Source organism: Bradyrhizobium tropiciagri (genome assembly GCF_001189845.1).
Taxonomy (GTDB): domain Bacteria; phylum Pseudomonadota; class Alphaproteobacteria; order Rhizobiales; family Xanthobacteraceae; genus Bradyrhizobium; species Bradyrhizobium tropiciagri.
On record NZ_LFLZ01000010.1, the window covers coordinates 149302 to 168048 of the forward strand.

Below are 18747 nucleotides of genomic sequence, written 5' to 3' on the forward strand. Positions count from 1 at the left end.
TGCAAAAAAGCTGCACAGGGTTCGCCGTCATTCGGCAACTATCGTCGCCGAAGCGGTTCTGAGGCGCGCCGGCTCCGAGAACATCACAGGGCCTGGCCAAGGCCTCTTCGCTGATACCCGCCTGGCACCAATTGGCGGCTTGTTATCAGCGTTCTCAAATAGGTTGCTCGGCCACATTCCGGGCGGCCCCGCGCGAAAGCGCGGGGAGGGCGCCGAAATCGCAGACGAAGATCGGCTTGTCTTCAAGACCAGGCGATCGGCTCAGAGGCCGTCGCATTCGGAGGTGTGATGTCTTCGCTGAACTCCATGCTTCATCTGGGCTTGAATCTTCATGGGGCTGGCGGGCACTCTGCCGCGTGGCGCTGGCCGGGCACAAATCCAAACGCCTTTTTCGATATCGAGCACTACGTCGGGGCTGCGAAGCTTGCGGAGCGCGGCCTGCTGGATGCCGTATTCCTCGCCGACACGCCCGCGATAAGTTACGACATTACGCACCAGCCGCCGCTGAATGGGCTCGAGCCTACGCTGGTTCTCTCTGTGATTGCCCGCGAAACGGAGCGGATTGGCCTGATCGCGACCGCGTCGACGACCTACAATGAGCCATACAATCTCGCCCGGCGCTTCCAATCTCTCGATGTCATCAGCGGTGGCCGCGTCGCCTGGAACGCCGTCACGACCTCGAGCCCGGCAACGGTTGCCAACTTTGGCGGTCAAGAGATCGCGCGAGCGGATCGCTACAGACGCGCCGAGGACTTCGTTGAAACCGTCCGTGCTCTCTGGTTGAGCTGGGGCGACAAGATGATGATCGCCGATCAGGCTACGGGAGTGTACGCAGATCAGAGGCAATTCCGGCTACTCGACCCAACTACGAACAGCTTCGGTATCCGAGGCCCACTCACGCATCCCGCTTCGTCGCAAGGTCATCCAGTCATTGTTCAGGCAGGCGGTTCGGAGCCCGGATTACGGCTTGGTGCCCGCAGTGCAGATGTCGTGTTTGCGGCAGCCGGGGACTTGGCAACGGCGCTGCAGGAGGCCGCGCGGCTGCGCGCGCTCTCTCGGCAATTCCATCGGCCCGCGGCTCCGCTCATCCTGCCAGGGCTGGTCACCTGCATCGGGGGAACCGAGGAAGAGGCGGCTCGCCGCAAAGAGCAACTGGACGAGTTACTCGATCTGGAGCGGGCCATGGCCGCTCTTGCACGAAGCATGGGCGTGGCGGTCGAGAAGCTCAGCCTCGAAGGGACGATCCCGCAGGAAATTTTGCCCGATGCGGATAAGGTTCCGTTTTCAGTGGGCCACCATCGCACGATTGAAGTCCTCGCACGCCAAGGCCGGACGGTCCGCGAGATCATCAGTGGCGTTCAGGCGTTTGGGCATCGCTTGATCGTGGGCACACCCGAGCAGATCGCGGATTCGATTGAGGCATGGTTCCGCGCCGGCGCGGTCGATGGTTTCAATATCATTCCGGACGTGCTGACGGATGGCACGCCGGCCTTTGTCGACAATGTCGTGCCCATCCTGCAGAAGCGCGGACTGTTTCGCAAAGAATATCGGGGGCAGACACTGCGGGAGCATTTCGGGATTTCGATTCCTTTCGAGCTGGCAAGAGCCGCAGCTAGCTCACCACTGTGACGTTTCCTCAACACCAAATGCTCCGGAGCTTGGATATGCTTTTACTGACTGCGCGACCTTCGAGGCGATTCACTGGCCCGTCGAACCGTCTGGCAAGAAAGATGGCGGCCACTCTTGCCGTGCTCTCAGGCCTGTCTCAATGGGTACCCAGCGTTCATGCTCAAGAAGGGGGAACGGTGAAGCGGGGAGGCGTTATCCGTTATGGGCATTTTCAAGAGCCAGCCTGCCTGTTCGGCGGGTGGGTGCAGCAATGGTACCTGCAACGCCAGTACAGCGACAATCTGGTTGCTCGCAGCGACGACGGCAAGATTGCACCATGGTTGGCCGAGTCCTGGACCATCTCCGACGACAAAAAGGTGTACACATTCGAGATAAAGCCAAATGTGAAGTTCACGGACGGGACTGCTCTCGATGCGCAGGCCATCGCTGACAATATCAACGGGTGGCTCAGCAATAATCCCGATCTTCGCAATCCCACTGCCGCTCCCTATCTTGGCGACAGCTTCGAATCGGCAAAGGCAATCGCTCCCCTGACGCTGCAGGTAACCTTGAAGGTGCCGTTCGAGCCCTTGCTCAACGTGTTCGCCCAATCGTCACAAGGCATTCTGTCGCCAACCGCCCTCAAACGTGGGCTTGCGGTGAATTGCGAGAACCCGGTCGGCTCGGGTCCTTTCATCGTCGACAAGTGGCGCCATGGGCGGGAAGTCACCTTCCGCCGTAATCCTGACTACAATTCGGCGCCGACCACCGCGAAACACCAGGGCCCGGCTTACGTTGACGGAATCAGCTGGAAGTTTCTGCCAGATCAGACTGTCCGATACGGCTCGCTGATCACAGGCGAGACCGATGCCATATATGACATCCCGGCCATTGCATGGAAAGACGCCAATTCCCGCTTCGCAGTATTGCGGCATATCACCGGCGGGACCCCTCTGCGCCTAGCGTTATATGCGGCCAGGCCGCCGTTTGACGACGTACTCGTCCGCAAGGCTTTTGCTTATTCTACCGATCGAAAGGCCGCGGTTGACACATCCTTCCTTGGCTCTTTGCCATTTGAAGGCAACGGTGCGCTAAGTCAAAGCTCGCCGGAATACCTGCACGAACTCGGGCGGGCCTATGCGTACGATATTCGGAAAGCCAATCAGCTGCTTGATCAGGCGGGTTGGACCGAGCGCGACCGTAACGGCGTCCGTGTCAAGAACGGCAATTCACTGACGGTACGCATTTCCTATTCGAGCGCTTTTCTGAAGCCCGATGGCGAGCAAGCCTTGCAAGTAATCCAGCAACAGGCAAGGGCGGCCGGTTTTGACGTACGTCTTCAACCCACTAATCCCGCTGATTTCTTCGCCGGAAGAAATCTTGGCCCCGATGATTATGAAATCGTGCTGCTCTATTGGGTTGCACCCGGCGCGAGATATTTCGGATTTCATGGAAGCCGGACCAGAATGGTGAACTAAATCGATTCAACCCATCGCGCTTCCAGGATTCGGCGCTTTGGGAGGTGATCCAAAGGGCGGAGCAGGATTTCAGTAGTGCTAAACGTACCGGTCTTTATCAGCAGGCGGAACGGAAGATCGTGGATGAGGCTCCTGTGATTGGCTTCACGGTGCTGGACGTGACTTTGGCCACCAGCCCCAATCTGAAAGATGTGTGGCTGGATCACGGGTCAGTGGGCGAGCCCGTCTTCTACGACGCTCATTTTGATGAACGGAAATGAGGCCGTGAAGCGCATAGCCCGCAATCCGCTTGTTTGGTTCGCGCGCCGCATACTCTCCGGCGCGGCTGTCGTCTGGGCTGCAGCGACGTTTGCGTTCCTGATTCAGTGTTTGCTGCCCGGCGATCGCGCGCAGATCATCATAAATGTACGGAGTGGTAACGTCGGATCAGCGGCTCCGGCAGAGCTCGCATCCATCAATGCACAATACGGCTTTGATCAACCGCTCGTGGTTCAGTACGCCAACTACATATGGCGAATGCTGCACGGAGATCTTGGTGAGTCATACCAGCAGCATCGACCGGTCGCAGGGATCATCGCAGAGCAGATTGGTCCGACTATTGCTCTGGCGCTCGCCGCGCTGCTGATGGCATGGATTATTGCCATCTTGACCACCCTGTTGATCGCCGGCAGAGACAACATATGGTCGAAGCTGCTCAGCGGCGCGCAAATCTTCCTGGCAACCGTGCCGCCTTACTGGCTAGCTACAATTCTGCTCGTCGTCTTTGCGGTGAACTTGCGGATTTTTCCCGTTGTCGGGGAAAATTCGCCGATGGGGCTCGTTCTCCCAACCCTTGCTCTGGCGCTCGAATTGTCGGGCTTTTTCGGACAAGTCGTTCTGAACGAGTTCACGCGCGTGCTCGAGCAACCCTTCGTTACGTCCGCGCGAGCTCGAGGTATGAGTGATTTAGGCGTCAGGCTTCACCATGTCCTGCGTCATGCCGCATTGCCCGGCATTACGTTGTCAGGTTGGGCTCTTGGCAAGCTTCTTTCGGGGGCGATCTTGATAGAGGTCGTTTTCGCCCGTCAAGGCCTGGGTGGAGTTCTCGTCGCCGCGACGTCCTCGCGGGACGTTCCGATCGTTTCGGGAGCTGTTTTGATCTCTGCCGGCCTTTTCGTCCTTGTCAGTCTGATTGTCGATCTGGCTTATCGGATGCTCGATCCGAGGATGGAGCTGACATGAGCAGATCCGCAGAACTCACGGTGTCTCGGCCGCTCGGAGAACTCCTCGAATTCCTCTACCATATTCCCTTCCGAGTTGCTGCCGCGCTTGCCGTCATTGGCTTTTTCCTCCTCGCGGCCATCGCGCCAAAGGCGCTGCAGACGCACGACCCGCTCGCTATCGATTTGAGCTCGTCATTGCAGCCGCCTTCGATCGTCCACTGGTTGGGTACAGATCAATTGGGCCGAGATCTCTATTCCCGTGTGCTTGAGGGGGCTGGACAATCGCTTGCCATCGGACTTGGTGCGACCGCGCTGAGCATGTCCGTTGCGCTCATTCTCGGCGTCGCCGCCGCACTTGCCGGTGGCCTGCTCGACAGCATTCTCACCAGGATTTTCGACGTGCTTTTCGCAATTCCCACGCTCTTGCTCGCCCTGGTGTTCGTGACCGTCTTTGGGCCGTCGGTGCCGACTGAGGTCATAGCCGTCGGAATCGGAACGGCGCCTGGCTATGCGCGCATGATCAGGGGCCAGATGCTTTCTATCAAGGGGACCGGGTACGTGGAGGCAGCCAAGTCCCTCGGACGTCCGTTTCCACGTATCGTCTGGAGGCATATTCTTCCGAACGCGATGAGCCCGCTGACAGCCATGGTGACGATCGGCGTCGGTCAGGCGATTATCTGGGCGTCCGGCCTGGCCTTTCTAGGTCTTGGCGTCGCTCCCCCGGCCCCTGAATGGGGCGCCCTGCTCAATGCCGGCCGCAACTATGTGATCTATGCATGGTGGCTGGAGATCATACCCGGACTGGCCGTGACGATTTTTGCCCTCAGCCTCACCATTGTCGGAGGCCATCTGCAGGACCGCCTGGAAGGGAAAAGTTGAATGCTGCAGGTTCATCTCAAGCCTGTCTGGCAGCAGGCAGATCTCCTCACGGTCGATTCTCTGAGTGTTTCCTTCGGGCTCGACATCTCCGCGAAAACGGTCGTGCGCAATGTCTCCTTCTCCTTACGACCAGGGCGGTGCCTTGCGATCGTCGGTGAGTCCGGCTCAGGCAAGAGCGTGACCGCGCGGGCTCTCATAGGCCTCGCCGGTCGCCACGCCAGGGTCCATGCACGCCAACTGAGCTTCGACGGAACGGACCTGATCGGCCTTAACGATCGTGGTTGGCAGCGCGTTCGCGGCAATGGGATTGGCTTCGTACTGCAGGATGCACTCGTCTCGCTGGACCCGCTTCGGCGGGTCGGCAAAGAGATTGGCGAGGGATTACGCCTGCATGGTGCCGTGTCATCACGCCAGGAGCTCACCCAGCGCGTGATTGCTCTCCTTAAGCTCGTCGGCATCCCTGAGCCCGAAATCAAGGCCCAGCAAATGCCGCATCAATTGTCCGGTGGTCAACGACAACGGGCTCTCATCGCTGCGGCACTTGCGCTCGATCCACATCTCCTCATCGCCGACGAGCCGACCACCGCGCTCGACGTGACAGCGCAAGCTCAGGCGCTGGCACTGCTCGAGGAAACCAAAACGCGAGGTAAAGCTCTGATCCTGATCAGTCACGATCTGGCAGTGGTCTCCCGCGTGGCGGATGAGGTCCTTGTCATGCGTCAAGGCGAGGTCGTCGAACGCGGTACCGCCGCTCAGATATTCGGAGATCCGCGACATTCCTATACTCGCCAGCTGCTGGACGCCGTGCCGTCACGCCGGCCGCGTGGCTCACGTCTCTCATCATCGACCATTGGCGAGCAAACGGAGCCACCACCCGTGCAATCCCCGCCGACATCTCGCCCCATCGTGCTCGAAGCGACAAACCTGGTGAAGCGCTTCAAGGGTCCAGATGGCACTTTACGGGCGGCTGTCGACGGAGTCTCCTTTGAATTGCGATCCGGCGAGACTTTGGGCATCGTCGGCGAGTCCGGGTCAGGAAAGTCCACAGTGGCGCGCATGGTCCTGGCGCTTGAGGCACCCGACGAGGGAGCCGTTCAGTTTGAGGGCCGGGCTTGGACCACGCTTGCCGAGCGCGAACGGCAGCCTCGCCGGCGGTCGATATCGATCATTTACCAGGATCCTCTTAGCTCGTTTGATCCACGCTGGACGGTCGGTCGCATTTTATCCGACAGCCTTTCGAGCAACGTCCAGACTTCGCGCAAGCGTCAGGAGCGCGTCCTCGAGTTGCTCGATCTAGTCGGATTATCCAAGACCCTGCTCGACCGGCGACCGATCGAGCTCTCGGGCGGTCAGCGCCAGCGCGTCGCGATCGCCCGCGCGATTGCGCCGAATCCTGCCGTGATCATCTGCGATGAGCCGGTTTCGGCGCTCGACGTCTCGATCCAAGCCCAGGTCCTGGACCTGCTCGGCGATCTGAAGCGCCACCTCGGCATGAGTTATCTCTTCATCTCCCATGATCTCGCTGTTGTTCGTCATATCAGCGATCGCATCATCGTGATGCGCGAGGGGAGAATTGTCGACTGTGGCACGACTGAAGAGATATTTATCAATCCACGATCCGAATATACCAGGAGCCTTATCGCTGCCATGCCCCGTTTTGTGTGCGATCCTGAGATTAGTCGTTCGTCAACGATTTTCGAAAGAGGCGTCGCGTGAATGCTGCCGAATTCGACTTTCTGGATCATAAATAGCTGATCTTTGGTCGCGGAAGCATCACCCTTTTTGAGCGCCGGTTTGGTCAAGATTGCGCGCTCGTTCATCGCCCCGCCAGCAACTGTGTGGTTCGCGGTAGGTCGGCCGGCCCGCGGAGCGGGCCAGTCGAGCTCGTACACTCCCTGTTCGCGAACTCGACGATTGGAACGTGCCGAATTCCTTGGCGATGTGCCTTAGCCTTCTCGGCCTTCGCCGTCTCGCGAGCGAGCTTGGAATTTGGTTTTTACGATGTCCTTGCGAAACCTGGTGCGATCCCCGACAAGAGACAGCTTTTGTCCGGTTCAAAACACTTGGCGTCGATCCGACGATCTCGACTTCATCGCATTTATTCAGCCCCTTATTGCAGCTGATTGGCTGGCACGGTCATTGCTGAGGTAAATGCCGAGTACGGCACTACATAAGCGATCGCTTTCGGCCGCAAGCCGTGGCTTCATTCTGAGAAAGAAGCAAGATTGAGAGCTTCTTGCATTCGGTTGACGGATGAATTCGATTGGGAGAGGCGTATCGAGACGGATCGCGCGTTTGGGCAGCAGCAAAGTCAACGAGCTTGCGCCGCCGACCTCGGCGGCCCCGGTGAGTAACAATCGCAACAAGGCGGTGGTGGACGGCCATGATAAATTGAGTCGACGAGCACACGGCCTACGGCTGCGCAGGCTCGCCGCGAACCTGCTACGTCATCGGCACGTCGAGGCTTTGATTTGGCGGATGGCGGTGGCACCAATCGCGTGGCGTACCGCCGTTTGCCGAGTAACAAGTACTAAATAAGCCGACTCGTAATCGGGGTAAGACGGAAATCGTCGACATGTCGCAAACCATCGACGCTAACTGCGAGGGCAGCGCGAATCAAGAATCGCAAGCATCGCAAGTCCAGAGCGGGACGACAGACAATTTTTCATCGGATGGAGAGTTCGTTCGATACTGGAGCCGGGCTGCTGATCGGCTGCGTGCGGTGGCGGCGGTGGGGAGACGAACTGAGGATGTGATCAGGAGGACGGGGATTGGATTGCAGCTATCCTCAGAGGACTTCAGCGGTCTCGACCTATCTCATTTTCCGTTGCGGCGCTGTACTCTCAATCGCGCGCAACTCTACGGAACAAAGCTGGATCGGGCAGACCTTTCTGGAGCAAACCTGATCTGTCCTGGGCTAGAGCGAGCAAGTTTCCGTGGGGCAAAGCTGGACTTTGCGTATATGCACGCGATCGCGGCACAGGTGTGCAACTTTGATGATGCCAGTCTGCGTAACGTAGTTGATGCGAGCGGCGGTCTGTTCCATGGTTGCAGCATGAAAAGAGCGCGCTTTGACAACGCGATGCTCAGTGGACTTCTCGTCTATCAGTGCGACGCGAGTCATGCTGTATTCGATGGGGCGGAACTGCAAGGCTCGACTCTTAATGAGTGTTTCCTTCCCTCCGCTTCGTTTCGCTTTGCCAAATTGAGCCAAGTCACGATCACGAAGGCGTATCTGGCGGCTTGCTCGTTCTTGCAGTCAAAGGGTGACTGCTTATCGATCGTGCGTCCCACCTCGGTCGACGGCCTTGTCCTGGAAGGCGCTCATCTTCCGTATCTGAGACTCTCAAAGGTGAGCGGCCGGATTGCGGCAAGAGCACTGAGCGCCCCATTCGCTGATCTGCACCTATCAAATCTTTCAAGGGCGGAACTTGAACAGACAGATTTGACCGATGCGCGACTTCTGTTCGTAAACTTGTCCGACGCGAACCTCGTCGGTGCCGTGTTGAACGGTGCATCTATTCGTTCCTGCCAGCTCGATGGAGCAGACCTGTCCGGGGCATCAGGCGAAAGCATCTCGATCGCAGAAAGCACGATGCGAGCCGCCAAGTTCATGGGCTTTCGTGGCCGCTGCGCGTTTGTGCGCGACTGCGACCTTGAGAATGCAGACTTATCGCAAGCGTACCTCTACAGATCGATGATTACCGGTGATCCTCCGCAATCAATGGCATTGGATCACGCAAATCTCGAAGGAGCCAATCTCGTTCAGGCATATCTGGCGGCGGGACTGACCAATAGCAATCTGGAGGCAGCGCGCGTCGCATACATTCGCATGAATCAATCGTCCTTACGCGACGCGAACCTGAGCGGGATATCCCCGTTCCAGGCGAGCTTCGTAAAGGTCGACTTTTCGGGCGCCGAGATAACCACATTCGAGCCACCGTTTTTTGCAGACCGGTGTCCCGGACTTCACGCCGGTCTCAAGGGTGATCAGCTGCGCGAGTCATCAAGCTATTTGGCTAACTTCTCTGCGTTGATGGGACGTGATCGCGAAGGCTCAACCTGATGTCCGGCAGCTTGGAATAGATTGCCGCGTGGTCCGCGCAGTGAGAGAGCGTTAACCTCTTTGGCAACCCGTTGGCATCCGCGGTTAATGGACACCAAGGGCTGACCTTCTGCGATCTGACTGGTCAGAGGGTTGCTTGTGCGTTTGCAGAAATTGGAGCGAGAAAATGCATCTGGCATGTCTTTCAGCAGGCAAAGCCTTCATCCGGGAGGTGGCGAGAACGGGTCAAACTATTGGGACAGTGCACACTCTAGGCGCCCTGCATCTTGGGCATGCAGAACTAATCAGAAGAGCGGCATCAGAGAATGACGTCGCAATTGTCACGGTGTATCCGAACAAGATCCAGCTTAGGCCGGGTGGGAACTACGATTTCAATTTGGATGATGATATTGGCCTTGCCCTGCGTGCGGGAGCAACAGCCGTGGTTTCCTCGAACGACGCCGAAATGTTTCCGACTGGCTACCGAACGTTTATATCGCAAGGAGACTATCATTTGCGCTTAGATGGGCCTGACGCGTATTTGAAGGAAGCTGTTACCGGCGCAATCCGCTGGATCTGCTATGCGCGCCCAACTCGCAGCTACTTCGGCCTTAAGGATATCGGTCAGGCGCTTCTGGTGAAGCGCGCCGTCGCAGACCTACTTCTCGACAGCGAGATACGGTTTGTGCCGACGGTGAGATACAAGAACGGAGTGCCAGTTTCGTCACGCTTGAGGCGATTTAGCCGCTCCGAGCTTGATGAGCTGTCGTGTCTCTTCATGGCGCTCGACCATTCGAGGAAAGAGGTCGCCCGAGGAGTCTCGCTCGTCAAGGACCTGATAACGTCGGCCGCATCTCTGGTAGCGTTCCGAACGTTCAAACTCGATTTCATCCGGATCGTTGACACTGACAGCTTTGAAGATCTGGAGCAGGTCAAGCTCCCATTCATAATGATCGCGGCGGCAATGGCTCATGACCTCAGGGTCTTTGATAGCATTTACGTTCCAGATCAAGATACGCTCCTGAATGGTCCTCCGGACATCTGGATTGATTTGCCCGAGCAGCGGTAGCCACGCGTACGTATGGGAAAAACTAGTTACTCTGCGCCGTACTGGACGCAGGCGCCTTATATTACCTCGGTTTACGTCGCCTCCAGCCCAGGCGCATTGGTCGACCATAAGGTTAAGCCATCGCCATCCGCCGAACATCATCGGTTCGGGAAGCCAATGTGATCTTTGCTGCTGGATCTTGTGGGAATGCTTCAGCTGCAATTTGGAGATGCTCTCGATTGATCCGCTCGTAGCCCTGTCCCCGGGGGGCAACTCTAAGCGCTGAATCGCGACCTGTTGGGATCGAAATCGAGAAGCAGTAATCTGTGCGGAACGAGCGTTCATGAGCGAGCATGGATGCCATATCGCGCCAGCAGCCGGGTGTAAGCGAGGCCAAACGCGTTCACGACGGCAGTATATGGATTCGCTCGAGCGGTTATGAACAGAAGGTCAATTCGCGACGGCGAAGATAGGTAGAGCGCTCGTTGCCAACTGACATTCTACGTCTCGGCACAATTGGGCCATGTCTGCTGCTTTCCTAAGCGCTCCGATCGAAGTCGCCCACCCCGAGAAAGGAATGTTCGCGGAAGCCTAGTCCTACCCAAGATATCTCAGTACGCCAAAAAGATAGAATTGCGATGGCGCTGTTGTCGGCTTCCAAAGCTTCGAGAATGCTTGGGAATACGTGGTTCTCCAGTCCTGCCGGTGAGCACAGGTGAGGTGGAGGTGGCGGCAACCTCGGGTCGGCTTAGCCGCGCGGTCTTGTCGAGGCAAGAGAGCGGCTCGCGGCAAAGGTGCGCGCTATCATTGGCACGCGCAACATGACCTCGAGCGAGGGCTCGGCGCCACGAAGTATCATACCAAGTCGATGGTCTCACAATGGTCTCGGCGGCCCGGCTCCGGCAAGAGACGTGTATCACGGAACGCGACCATGATGCCGAACGTCCCCAGGTGGGTCCATTGTCGGCATCAAGCGTGAACTTGGATGGTTACCCAATGTTACCCAACGTTCGTTTGAAAAGCCGCTCAGGGCGAAAAAATGACGGATTAGCATCCCTGCGCCCCGGCCTTGGACGAGGAGGGCGCGTGGGTTTGTGGGCCAACGAGCCCAGAGGAGGGAATGATGACAAGGAAGCTCGCCGCCTTTCGCGGTTATTACATGGGGCTTGCCCGTAACGTTCTCATCTGCGTTGCGCCTTTGGCCGGAACGGTCATAGGAGTCACCCAAGTCAAGGCGGACGAGATCAGCTGGCGTCAGTTTGAAGTCGCGGCGATTGTCTGGGCCTATAACACTCATCCGTATGCCGGCGCGGTGGCAGTCCAGTTGCCGGAATTCGAGAATCTGACGGGCATCACCTCGAACGAGGCCTAACCTTCGGTGCGGTAAAATGAATGCCAGGCCATTGATGTTCTTTGGAACGACGAATCTCGATCTGTGCTTCAATGTCGAGCGGCTTCCATCGCCGGGTGAAAGCCTGATGGGTGCGTTGACCCGTCACCCCGGAGGAAAGGGCGCCAACCAAGCCGTCGCGGCCGCCCGGCTCGGCCTAAAACCACACTTCTACACGCATGTCGGTGATGATGATGCCGGTCAGTCGCTTTTAAAATCGCTTATGGAAGCTGGCGTTCGCACTGAGGCAATTACGGTCTGTGCAGGCGAAGTCTCGGGCTTGGCCGTGGTTATGGTCGCTGACGACGGCTCCAACATGATCGTCATAGACCCGGGCGCCAATTCGAAGGTGGGGCCTGACATGATCGAGAGCGCAACCAAATTCATAGAGAGCGATGCAATCGTCGTCGCAGAAATGGGTATGCCGATCGCCGCACTCAATCGACTGTTCGAGATGAAGCGTGAGAAAGGCTTCGAGCTTATTTTCAACCCGGCCCCGGTGAGGCCAGGTCTTCCATCGGCTGCATGGAGAAGCGTTGATTTCGTCACGCCGAACCAGACGGAAGCCTTCGAGTTAACCGGCATTGAGGTTTGCGACTTCGAGAGCGCTGCACGCGCGGCGGAAAAGCTGCTTGATCTCGGGCCGGGCGCCGCGCTGATCACCCTCGGAGCTCAGGGAGCTTACTATGCCGACGGTACAGGCTCCTTTTCTCTGCGAGCCTTTCCGGTCAAGGTAGTCGATACCACGGCCGCGGGAGATGCCTTCAACGGAGCATTCGCAGCATCGCTCGCTCAACGGCTGCCTCTTAAGGAAGCAGTTAGAAAGGCGCTAGCCGTTGCAGCCTTGTGCGTAACACGGCGCGGCGCTCAAAGCTCAATGCCGACAGCTGAGGCAGTCGATGAGTTTCTTCAGTCTCAAACGATCTTGGAGTTGGAATGACCGAACAGTTCTCAGTTTCCGACCGAACGGTGCTCGTCACCGGCGCCGGCGGCGGTATTGGCTCTGCCATTGCCAATGCGTTTCGCCAGGGGGGCGCGAACGTCGTCGCCACCGATGCCAACTTAGAGAACCTCAGAGACACTCTGCCAAGGCTGCCCTATGGTAACGGAATACTTCCCATGGCGATGGACGTCGCGCGCGAGGAAGACATCGGGCGGGTCCTGGAAGACATTGCCAAACACTTTGGTCGGCTGGACGTGCTGGTCAATAATGCAGGCATTAAATCCGCCCAGGCGCTGCTCGGTGGAAACTCCGAGAAAATTGAACGTACGATCCAGATCAACTCGGTCGCTGTCCTGCGCTGTTCAAAGCTCGTTATTGAGCGCTTCATGAGAAACAGGGGCGGCCGGATTGTCAATGTCGGCTCCTCGCTGTCCTCGCAAGGCGCAGTGTTCAACTATCAGGCTGGCGGAAGCGACTATTGTCTTTCGAAGGCAATCGTTCACGACGTGACCAAACTGCTTGCCTATGAATGCGCGCCCCTTAGCATCAATGTGAACGCGATCGCGCCCGGCATTATTGATACTCCCATGCACGGTCGCCCGCGGGAGGAGACCGAAGCGCGCCACAGCGGCCGCATTCCGTTGGGACGCGTTGGAGTGCCCGAGGATATCGCAGGGCTTGCCGTGTTCCTTGCTAGTCCTGCAGCTTCCTACATGACAGGGCAGATCGTTCATGTGAACGGCGGGATGCTGATGAATGGTTAGCCCAAGCTCTCATCTCAATTGGCCGCCTATCGCGGGGGTCATTTCGGATCTCGATGGCGTCCTCTATCGTGGAGATGCCGCAATCGTTGATGCCGTAGAAGCGTTTCGTCGATGGCAAGCGGCCGGGCTGCCGTTCTGCTTCGTGACAAACAATTCGACTCACACGCCGGAGGACGTCGTCCGCAAGCTGGAAGGGTTTGGGCTTGCGATAGGACCGAACGAAGTAGTTACCAGCGCAATTGCGGCCGCGGAGTTCGCGCGGACGAATTACCCGGACGCGAAACGGGTATATGTGATCGGCGCGGCCTCGCTTTCGAATGCGCTCGCCGCGGTTGGGCTGGACGTTACTGACCGAGAACCGGAGATCGTCGTGATGGGCCTCGATCGCCACATCACACATGATAAGATGCGGATTGCTGTTGAGGCGATCTTGAACGGGGCCGCCTTCATCGGAACCAACCCTGATCTCCTCTTGCCGACCGCCAATGGATTCGAGCCGGGCGCAGGAGCAATGATCACCGCGGTGGCCGCTGCCGCCCGGACCAAGCCCCTGATCGTTGGGAAGCCTGAACCGCACATGATCGAAACTGCGCTTTCCCGGCTCGGGACGGTGCGCAGCGCCACACTGATGATCGGCGACCAGATTGCGACGGATATTCAGGCCGGTAAGCGAGCAGGTCTTCCGACCGTGCTGGTCACGACCGGTGTTCCGCCCCGAGAGGATCCCGCACTCGCGCGACCAGATTTCATCGTATCGAGCCTGGCAGAGATTGAGGTCCCGACGGCGCTGGTTGGAACCCCGCGACAGAGGAGAGCGTGATGGCCGATGTCATCTCGAAGGCGTCAGCAAGGCCGACGCGACTATCCGGATCCTGCGGAATATCGACCTGACAATCGACCATGGCGAATTCGTCGTGTTCGTCGGGCCATCCGGGTCCGGCAAGTCGACGTTGCTGCGCATGATTGGCGGGCTGGAGCGGATTTGCGGTGAGCGGTTGCTGATCGATAATGAAGTCGTCAACGATGTTGACGCGGCTGATCGTAACCTCGGGATGGTCCTTCGACTCGGCAGCGTCACCCACATTTACGGCAGCGCCGGAAAAGAGTCTGTCGTGACAAAAGCGCCAGCCCCCGAGCTGCTCAATAGATCCGGCAACGTTCGCCTAGCGGCCTCCCCGGCGGACCGCCATCTGTTCATCATGAACGGAAAAGCCCTGCGACGGTTGCAAGCGCCTGGAAAATGGAGCTAATTTTATCTGGTGCTGGCCGGCAGCAAACTCGGTCGTTAGACACGGGCGGGTGAGGTGAAGGGAGACGGTATCAAGCAGTTCTTCCGGAACTCCCGTTCCTTTGTGTTGGGGGCGGGCATCGGATCCGGCATGGCCGCACGAGCGGCCGAGCGAGCAGGAGCGGATTTCGTCCTCGCGCTCAATGCCGGTCGATTTCGCGCGATGGGCGGCTCTTCGCCCGCTTCAATCCTGCCAATCCGCAATACCAACGATTTCGTGGCCGGCTTCGGTCGGACCGAGATCCTGCCCAGCACGAAATTGCCGGTATTCTTCGGCGCGTGTACTTTTGATCCGCAGCTCGACATGGATCGTTGGCTCGACCGGATCAGCAGATGGGGTTTTGCGGGAGTCACTAATTTTCCTTCCGTCATCCACATTGATGACTACAGGAGATCATTGCTTGAGAAGGCCGGCCTGGGTTACGCCCGCGAAATAGAGCTGCTGGTAAAGGCGGCAAAACGTGGCCTGATGACCATCGCCTATACTCGGACCCAGTCCGAAGCAAGGCGCATGGTTGAAGCCGGTACTCAGGCCATCTGCATCAATTTCAATCTCAACCGTGGCGTTGAAAGCGCATCTGACCCATCGATCAGCCTGTCGGAGCTTGCCGCGCGCACGAGCGCAGTCGCGCGTGTGGCTCAATCCGTCGATCGAAACGTGATCTGCCTCCTTGGCGGCGGGCCGATAACGAAGCCGGACGAACTCTTGGATATCTGCAGCGAGACGGGCGTCAAGGGTTTCATCGGGGGCTCCTCGCTCGATCGCGTCCCGCTGGAGATGTCGGTCCTTGAGATCACCTCAGGATTTAAAACTCTTCACTTGTTGCGGGAGAAGGTCGACCTCCTCGAGCGCCAACTCCAGTTGAGCGGCTTCAGGCACGGCATCATCGCGCAGTCCTCTGTCATGAAACGCGTTCTTGAGACCGCAAAGCGTCTAGCCTCTCATTCAAGTCCGGTGCTCGTTTGGGGCGAGCCCGGGTCGGGCAAACGAAGGATAGCCAGCCTGGTCCACGCCTTCAGCGATCGCAAGCACGCGAACGCAGCGCTGTTTCAATGCCGACCCGGTCCGCCCATCGATACGGTCGGTGCGCTTTTCGGGGCTGAGCGCGACCAGAACAGAAGACGCCAACTATCGCTGCTGGAAAGTGCAAGCGATACGACTGTATTGCTGCTGCATCTCGATCAGCTTTCGCGTGATGGGCAGGAACGGCTCGCCGATTACCTCGAGACCGGCAGTTTCGCGCCCTTGAACGGCGCATCCATTGTGCGCTCTGGCGCTCGAATCATCGCAACTGCCACGGTTGCACGCGCAGCGGCCCTTCAAACGGTGTTGTGTCCCCGCCTGCTCGGCTTGTTTTCGGGGCTCGACATCAAGCTCCCCGCCTTGCCAGACCGATTGGAGGACCTTCCACAGCTGGTTCAGCATTTCACGGTCGAGGCAAAGGGGGACTCGAACGCCCAGACGCTCGCGCTCGAAAATTCGGCATTTTTGGCGCTTGCTGGCCATGATTGGACCGGCAACCTCAGGGAATTGCGCCAGATCGTGAACCAGCTGGTGACGCTTCCGGATGCGCATATCAGCGCAGGCATCCTGAGGCCACTGTTGAATACGTCCGCACCGACTAAGCCGAAAAATGCATTCTCGGAGCGGGAGTGGATCATCGAAGGCTTGAAGCGAAACAGGCTTCATCGCGGAAAGACGGCGCGTTCTCTCGGGCTTTCTCGAAAAACCCTCTACAACAAAATCAAGAAGCTGCGGATCCTAGAGTAGCAGTCGGCCGTTCAGTCTGCTCAGCGAAGCGATCCCCTCCAGAGACGTGAATACTTGTCGTGGCGACCGGCGGCCCAACCAACCAGATGCTCTCTCTTTGGCTAGGCCGATTGCTGCTGTGGAGCTGCGCTGATCTCGGCTGAAACACCGAGGGCAACATCGCTGAGCCAAGCGCGCTTCTGATCGACATTGTCAGTTGCTCGGCTGCACTCGGCGACGATTTTCTCCGCATTGCTTATTCGCGCGAATGAGAAAGAACTGAAGTTTTCGGTTCGCGCGCGGATAGCGCCGCCCAAGCCCAAGACGATTGGCGCTTGCTGAGGAAGGCGCCTCTGTGCAAGACAATTGGTCTCAGATGCGCATTAACGGGGACCGTTCTGTGACAGCCTCTCTTGATGGCGAAATTCGCGACGGCCGCCATCATATGCAGGTCCGGGTTTATTTCGAAGATACCGACGCCGGCCAGATTGTTTATCACGCGAATTTTTTGCGCTTCATGGAACGCGGCAGAACGAACTACTTGCGCCTACTCGGAACCAATCAGCAAGCGCTGCTCGAGGAAACGCAGAACGACGCGCCCGGCTTTGCCTTCGTTGTCCGTTCGATGACAATCGATTTTCTAAGACCGGCGGCCTAGGACGACCTGCTCGACGTCGTCACGGTCCCGCAAGAGGTGAGGGGCGCGTCGATCGCCTTGCTGCAGGAATGCAGGCGGGGAGACGATCTCCTAGTCACGGCGCGTGTACGCGTGGCGTTTATCTCAGGCGGAAAGGCGCAGCGCATACAGGGCCCAGATAAATCTGCCCCTCGTTCATGCTACGGTCTTCCAGCGACCCAATGAAATCAAGGCGTTAGACTTTTGTTGCGATATCGTCAAACCAGAGTTCACCATGGACACCTTACCTTTTGCCCCCACCGGGCTGCGGCGCCCGATTTTGAGACGTTTCCCGACTTGCTCTGGTCCCGTTCTTCTTTCGAGGTCTCAGTCGTTTCCGACACCGGTAAGTCGGGTAGGTAAGAGCCAAACCAGTGGGCTCCATTCTTTCGAACACTCCCTTCTTCTCCACGCCACAACGGCGCACGCCATCCGGCTTCGATCCCTTGCGTAAGACCAAAGGAACACTTCGCCGGGAGCACTCGCTGAACGGACCCGCCGTCATTGCATTCCGGCGTCGCTATCACTGCCCCGTCATCGGGTGCCCTTTTAACCGGTCTCAGCGTCCGCGAGGTCACTCCGCTGCGCTCCGTCCGACACGCGGTTTCACTCTCCTGCTGCGCGGCTACACATAGTGATCACTATCGCCTTGGCGCGGATGAGGCGAAGCACGACGTAGTCTAGCCGGAGCCGCAGCGCGGCGCGCTGATGCGCGGAGGCGATGTCCGGTTGGGATCAAGTTGCCAAGCTATCGTTCCCGACACGCGCGCTCCCATCTACCTCAGCATCAATTTATGCAAACTAGTTCATGGCCAAGCTCGACGGCAAGATCGTTCTGATCAGCGGAGGCACCACCGGTACTCTCGTGATCGCCCGCGACTATATCGTTCGCGGCATTCACGCGCGGACTGCGGATCCGATCACGCGGGAGCTTGCTCCAGAGACCGAAATTGAAGTCGTGCGCAAGCCGCAGCAGGAGGTTACGGCAGAGCGGTTCACGCATCTCGACCGGGCAATCCTCCGCGATGCGCCCCAATGGTCCTCTCGAACTCAATGCGCAGCCGGCAAGGGACCGGCTTGGCGGGCCGCCCGAACGGGACGGCTACGGACGCTCGAGCGGATGGCGCTGGCGGAAGAGGCCGGGCCCGGCCATTGGCGGCTCAGCGCCGAGCTTGAGACAAGGCTCAGGCGCATGGGCGAGCGCGGCGACATCATCAAGACCATGCATCGCGAGCTCGCCATGCCGCAATATCGCGGGGCCCGGCAGCTACCATCTTCGATCCGGAACAGGCCAGCCAGCGCCTGGTGGGACGCGTCGTCGGTGAAGGGTTTTTCGGATGAACTGAGAGAGCGCCGTTGTTGTGCGCGATGGCGCCGACGGGTGGACGCATTACGTTGAGATCGAACATCTCTCGGGTGCTGTCCCAGTTAGGACACTCGCTCTGCCAAATTAGGACAGTCGGGATTGGTCATTTTCGTTGGTCTTTAAACAACAACGCCGCTCGCTTGAAATACATGCGATGCGGCGTTGGTCCGGCCCCAGGAAGGACGTGGCAAAATCCTGGCTCCCATGAGAGTGCATGGAGCGGGCCAAGGAATTGTGTCATCGGGCACCGTATGACTCCGGGTACAAAGAGGCGATTTCTTGCGCTCGGATTCATACGCGTTATTTCCGG

General features: G+C 58.4%; 15 protein-coding genes and 1 pseudogene. All 16 read left to right on the plus strand.

Going from position 1 to position 18747, the window contains the following annotated elements:
- The first annotated feature begins 288 nt into the window (after positions 1-288).
- Entirely contained in the window at positions 289-1629 is a 1341-nt protein-coding gene (locus AKN84_RS11215; protein ID WP_050420761.1) for an NtaA/DmoA family FMN-dependent monooxygenase, read from the plus strand.
- 101 nt (positions 1630-1730) lie between these two features.
- Positions 1731-3086 carry an ABC transporter substrate-binding protein gene (locus AKN84_RS11220; protein ID WP_244485026.1) on the plus strand — a complete coding sequence of 452 codons (1356 nt, stop codon included), beginning with the start codon at positions 1731-1733 and terminating at the stop codon, positions 3084-3086.
- Between the two features lie 44 nt (positions 3087-3130).
- The gene (locus tag AKN84_RS48890) at positions 3131-3346 is read left to right on the plus strand and encodes a hypothetical protein (RefSeq protein ID WP_244485027.1); all 216 of its coding nucleotides are present in this window, start codon (positions 3131-3133) and stop codon (positions 3344-3346) included.
- Between the two features lie 4 nt (positions 3347-3350).
- The gene (locus AKN84_RS11225; RefSeq protein ID WP_244485028.1) at positions 3351-4307 is read left to right on the plus strand and encodes an ABC transporter permease; all 957 of its coding nucleotides are present in this window, start codon (positions 3351-3353) and stop codon (positions 4305-4307) included.
- Positions 4304-5167: an ABC transporter permease gene (locus AKN84_RS11230; RefSeq protein ID WP_050420763.1), complete on the plus strand. Its 864-nt coding sequence runs from the start codon at positions 4304-4306 to the stop codon at positions 5165-5167. Before AKN84_RS11225 ends, AKN84_RS11230 begins: the two co-directional genes overlap by 4 nt.
- Positions 5168-6883, plus strand: a complete 1716-nt coding sequence (locus tag AKN84_RS11235) for a dipeptide ABC transporter ATP-binding protein (protein ID WP_050420764.1) — start codon at positions 5168-5170, stop codon at positions 6881-6883.
- Positions 6884-7742: 859 nt separating this feature from the next.
- The gene (locus AKN84_RS11240) at positions 7743-9233 is read left to right on the plus strand and encodes a pentapeptide repeat-containing protein (RefSeq protein WP_050420765.1); all 1491 of its coding nucleotides are present in this window, start codon (positions 7743-7745) and stop codon (positions 9231-9233) included.
- A 166-nt stretch (positions 9234-9399) separates the two neighbouring features.
- The gene (locus tag AKN84_RS11245) at positions 9400-10281 is read left to right on the plus strand and encodes a pantoate--beta-alanine ligase (protein ID WP_050420767.1); all 882 of its coding nucleotides are present in this window, start codon (positions 9400-9402) and stop codon (positions 10279-10281) included.
- 1102 nt (positions 10282-11383) lie between these two features.
- A complete protein-coding gene (locus AKN84_RS48895) occupies positions 11384-11632 on the plus strand; it encodes a hypothetical protein (protein WP_244485029.1) in 249 nt (82 codons plus the stop codon).
- Between the two features lie 16 nt (positions 11633-11648).
- A complete protein-coding gene (locus AKN84_RS11255) occupies positions 11649-12590 on the plus strand; it encodes a ribokinase (RefSeq protein ID WP_050420769.1) in 942 nt (313 codons plus the stop codon).
- Entirely contained in the window at positions 12587-13357 is a 771-nt protein-coding gene (locus AKN84_RS11260) for an SDR family NAD(P)-dependent oxidoreductase (protein ID WP_050420771.1), read from the plus strand. The genes AKN84_RS11255 and AKN84_RS11260 overlap by 4 nt, the downstream gene beginning before the upstream one ends.
- Entirely contained in the window at positions 13350-14177 is an 828-nt protein-coding gene (locus tag AKN84_RS11265) for an HAD-IIA family hydrolase (protein ID WP_050420772.1), read from the plus strand. Before AKN84_RS11260 ends, AKN84_RS11265 begins: the two co-directional genes overlap by 8 nt.
- Positions 14149-14607 (plus strand): ATP-binding cassette domain-containing protein, encoded by a 459-nt coding sequence (locus AKN84_RS11270; RefSeq protein WP_050420773.1) that lies wholly within the window; start codon positions 14149-14151, stop codon positions 14605-14607. The genes AKN84_RS11265 and AKN84_RS11270 overlap by 29 nt, the downstream gene beginning before the upstream one ends.
- 54 nt (positions 14608-14661) lie before the next feature.
- Positions 14662-16416, plus strand: coding sequence for a phosphoenolpyruvate hydrolase family protein (locus tag AKN84_RS11275; protein WP_128970671.1), 1755 nt, complete (start codon positions 14662-14664; stop codon positions 16414-16416).
- A gap of 379 nt (positions 16417-16795) precedes the next feature.
- Positions 16796-17257, plus strand: a pseudogene (locus AKN84_RS11280) (YbgC/FadM family acyl-CoA thioesterase).
- A 622-nt stretch (positions 17258-17879) separates the two neighbouring features.
- Positions 17880-18470: a DUF3363 domain-containing protein gene (locus tag AKN84_RS11285; RefSeq protein ID WP_050420774.1), complete on the plus strand. Its 591-nt coding sequence runs from the start codon at positions 17880-17882 to the stop codon at positions 18468-18470.
- The last annotated feature ends 277 nt before the right edge of the window (positions 18471-18747 follow it).

What these genes read in the sequence shown, in the direction of transcription:
- AKN84_RS11215 (WP_050420761.1), top strand. Translation starts at nt 289, where the DNA reads ATGTCTTCGCTGAACTCCATGCTTCATCTGGGCTTGAATCTTCATGGG.
- AKN84_RS11220 (WP_244485026.1), top strand. Translation starts at nt 1,731, where the DNA reads ATGGCGGCCACTCTTGCCGTGCTCTCAGGCCTGTCTCAATGGGTACCC.
- AKN84_RS11230 (WP_050420763.1), top strand. Translation starts at nt 4,304, where the DNA reads ATGAGCAGATCCGCAGAACTCACGGTGTCTCGGCCGCTCGGAGAACTC.
- AKN84_RS11235 (WP_050420764.1), top strand. Translation starts at nt 5,168, where the DNA reads ATGCTGCAGGTTCATCTCAAGCCTGTCTGGCAGCAGGCAGATCTCCTC.
- AKN84_RS11240 (WP_050420765.1), top strand. Translation starts at nt 7,743, where the DNA reads ATGTCGCAAACCATCGACGCTAACTGCGAGGGCAGCGCGAATCAAGAA.
- AKN84_RS11245 (WP_050420767.1), top strand. Translation starts at nt 9,400, where the DNA reads ATGCATCTGGCATGTCTTTCAGCAGGCAAAGCCTTCATCCGGGAGGTG.
- AKN84_RS48895 (WP_244485029.1), top strand. Translation starts at nt 11,384, where the DNA reads ATGACAAGGAAGCTCGCCGCCTTTCGCGGTTATTACATGGGGCTTGCC.
- AKN84_RS11255 (WP_050420769.1), top strand. Translation starts at nt 11,649, where the DNA reads ATGAATGCCAGGCCATTGATGTTCTTTGGAACGACGAATCTCGATCTG.
- AKN84_RS11260 (WP_050420771.1), top strand. Translation starts at nt 12,587, where the DNA reads ATGACCGAACAGTTCTCAGTTTCCGACCGAACGGTGCTCGTCACCGGC.
- AKN84_RS11265 (WP_050420772.1), top strand. Translation starts at nt 13,350, where the DNA reads ATGGTTAGCCCAAGCTCTCATCTCAATTGGCCGCCTATCGCGGGGGTC.
- AKN84_RS11285 (WP_050420774.1), top strand. Translation starts at nt 17,880, where the DNA reads ATGGCCAAGCTCGACGGCAAGATCGTTCTGATCAGCGGAGGCACCACC.